The sequence below is a fragment of the Paraburkholderia sp. TE9906 genome (genome assembly GCF_056279605.1).
Map to the genome: position 1 here is coordinate 1 of NZ_JBWCCT010000038.1, position 2,215 is coordinate 2,215.

At 61.2% G+C, this 2,215-nt stretch carries 3 protein-coding genes; all 3 read left to right on the plus strand.

Features of this window, described 5'->3' with window-relative positions; translation table 11 throughout:
- On the plus strand, positions 1-246 hold a 246-nt coding region (locus ACZ9H4_RS37000; RefSeq protein WP_476123228.1), incomplete at its 5' end, for a hypothetical protein.
- The gene (gene tnpB / locus ACZ9H4_RS37005; protein WP_234037647.1) at positions 234-587 is read left to right on the plus strand and encodes an IS66 family insertion sequence element accessory protein TnpB; all 354 of its coding nucleotides are present in this window, start codon (positions 234-236) and stop codon (positions 585-587) included. The genes ACZ9H4_RS37000 and tnpB, both read left to right, overlap by 13 nt.
- A gap of 30 nt (positions 588-617) precedes the next feature.
- Positions 618-2,201 (plus strand): IS66 family transposase, encoded by a 1,584-nt coding sequence (gene tnpC / locus ACZ9H4_RS37010; RefSeq protein ID WP_476123230.1) that lies wholly within the window; start codon positions 618-620, stop codon positions 2,199-2,201.
- Positions 2,202-2,215: the final 14 nt, after the last annotated feature.

Sequence of the window (2,215 nt, forward strand, 5' to 3'; positions counted from 1 at the left end):
CTGGTCGTCCCTGCACTCGACGCTGCGCCGAGCATGCCATGCACGGAGCTGCTGAGCGTCGACGTAATCGACTCGGCATTAGTACTTCGCGCGCCGGAGCCGACACATGTGTCGGAAGCGATGAGCAGCGTATCGATGCCGACGCCCGTGTGCGAGATCGAGGTGGAGATCGGCAAGCGGCGCGTGAAGATTCGCGGCCTGTCTGCCGAGCGCACCGAAGCGTTCCTGCAGGAATGTCTGAAGTGATCGCGCTGCCGGCAGGTACGCGTATCTGGCTAGCGGCCGGCGTGACCGACATGCGCTGCGGGTTCCAGGGGCTGGCCGCGAAGGTGCAGACAGCACTCGAAGAAAATCCGCTGGGCGGCCACCTGTTCATCTTTCGCGGGCGTCGCGGCGATCTCGTGAAGCTGCTTTGGGCGACTGATGATGGACTCTGGTTGCTCGCAAAACGATTGGAGCGAGGCCGTTTTATCTGGCCCCAGGCCGATGGCGGAAAGATCCATCTGACGAGCGCCCAGCTGTCGATGCTGCTCGAGGGCATCGACTGGCGGCAGCCGCGACGCACTGCCGCGCTGTCGATGTTGTAAACCGCGAAGAAGACTCGTAAACTGCGACGCATGTCCCAACATGCGCCGCTTCCCGCCACCGTCGCTGAGCTCCAGGCATTGGTGCTCGAGCAGCAAGCATCGCTCGCGAACATGGTGCGGGAGATCGCCGTCCGCGACGACGAGATCGACCGACTGAAGGCGCAGATCGACAAGCTCAGGCGGATGTACTTCGGGAGCAAGTCCGAGAAACTGGCCCGGCAGATCGATAAGCTCGAAGCGCAGTTGGAAGACCTGACGGCCGGCCAAGGGGCGGCAGAGGCGCGAGGACAACGAGACAAAGCATCGAAGGGACCATCCAATCGAGGGCCCACGCGAGAACCCCTGCCGCCGCACTTGCCGCGCGACGAGATCGAACTCACACCTGATTCGGCTTGCCCCATATGCGCGACTGCAATGCAGTGGCTCGGCGAGGATGTCTCCGAGAAAATCGCCCGCGTGGCGGCCGCGTTCAAAGTGATCCGCACGATCCGCCACAAGCTGTGTTGCCCCGATTGCGGCCACATCGAACAGCCCGCGATGCCTAGCCTGCCGATCGAGCACAGCATCGCGCATCCGAGCTTGCTGGCCGATATTGCGGTGTCGAAGTTCGCTGATCATCAGCCGCTGTATCGCCAATCGGAGATTGCGGCACGCGATGGAGTGACGTTGGATCGCGGCAGCATGGGCCGCTGGCTCGGGCAGATTGCCCAGCTCTGTGTACCGCTCGTTGAAGCGATCCAGCGCTACGTGTTGGTTTCCGAAAAGGTACACGTTGACGACACGCCGGTCGCGGTGCTCGCGCCAGGCAACGGTAAGACGGTAACCGGCCGATTCTGGGTCTACGTGCGCGACGATCGTCGCTCGGGTTCGGCTGAGCCTGCTGCGGTATGGTTCGACTTCTCCTCGGATCGCAAAGGCATCCACCCTCAAACCCGGCTCGTTGCATTCCACGGCATCGTGCAGGCCGATGCTTACTCGGGGTTCGATCAACTGTACGCAAGCGGCGAGATCCACGAAGCGGCATGCTGGGATCACGCAAGGAGGTACATCTATGATGTTCACGCGCGCACGCCGACTGCGGATACCCAGCAGCTGCTCGAGATGATCGGCGAGCTCTACAGCATAGAAGCCGACATCCGCGGCAAGGAACCAGACGAGCGTCTGCGCGTGAGGCGCGAGAAGAGCAAGCCATTGCTCGATAAGTTCGAAACGACGATCAGGGCAAAACTCACGACGCTGTCGACGAAGTCCGCGCTCGCCAAGGCGATCAACTACTCGCTGAACCACTGGGCAGCCCTCACGTTTTACTGTGAAGACGGTCGGGCCGAGATAAGCAATGTGCTTGCCGAAAACGCCTTGCGCTGTGTCGCGCTCGGACGCAAAAATTATCTGTTCGTCGGCTCCGACAGCGGGGGCGAGCGGGCCGCCGCGATGTATAGCTTGATCGGGACGTGCAAGCTCAACGGAATCAACCCGCGTGCCTACCTGGAATACGTCCTGACCCACATCGCTGATCACAAGATCTCTCGCATCGACGAATTGCTGCCTTGGAATGTGGCTGACAAACTAAAATCCCTCACCCCGCCACAATCTCAATCGGGAAGATCTGGATAGATTTGGATGGATCG